Annotated in this window: 1 rRNA gene; it reads left to right on the top strand. The window is 52.1% G+C overall.

The features are described from left to right. Nucleotides 1-755: ribosomal RNA gene (locus tag HMPREF3056_RS09810) — 23S ribosomal RNA — on the top strand; the annotation flags it as partial.

Raw genomic sequence — 755 nt, 5'->3', positions numbered from 1 at the left:
TTGTTGATGTCGTGGGGCCTGATGTGTGGTTCAAGTGATGGGGTGACACAGTGTAGTAGCCATGCCGCTTAGTGGATTGTTGGTGTAAGCGTGTGAGGTGGTGTGTAGGCAAATCCGCACACCGTGTACCTGAGGCGTGATGCGTAGCCCAATTGGGGTGAAGTTGGTGATCTAGTACTGTCGAGAAAAGCCTCTAGCGATGTGGATGTATGGCCCGTACCCTAAACCGACACAGGTGGTCAGGTTGAAAATACTAAGGCGTTCGGGTGAACTGTGGTTAAGGAACTCGGCAAAATGCCCCCGTAACTTCGGGAGAAGGGGGACCACACGACTTAAGCCAGCCTTTGCGTTGGTGGTGGGTTGTGGGGTCGCAGAGAATAGAGGGAAGCGACTGTTTATCAAAAACACAGGTCCATGCGAAGACGTTAAGTTGATGTATATGGACTGACGCCTGCCCGGTGCTGGAAGGTTAAGAGGACCGGTTAGTCACCTTTGGTGGCGAAGCTGAGAATTTAAGCCCCAGTAAACGGCGGTGGTAACTATAACCATCCTAAGGTAGCGAAATTCCTTGTCGGGTAAGTTCCGACCTGCACGAATGGCGTAACGACTTCTCTGCTGTCTCAACCACAGGCCCGGTGAAATTGCACTACGAGTAAAGATGCTCGTTACGCGCGGCAGGACGAAAAGACCCCGGGACCTTCACTATAGCTTGGTATTGGTGTTCGGTTCGGTTTGTGTAGGATAGGTGGGAGACT

The organism is Corynebacterium sp. HMSC056F09 (assembly GCF_001815785.1).
In the GTDB taxonomy this organism is placed as follows: Bacteria; Actinomycetota; Actinomycetes; order Mycobacteriales; family Mycobacteriaceae; genus Corynebacterium; species Corynebacterium hiratae.
The sequence above is the reverse complement of the archived record's forward strand: the minus strand, read 5'-3'. Positions and strand labels throughout refer to the sequence as shown.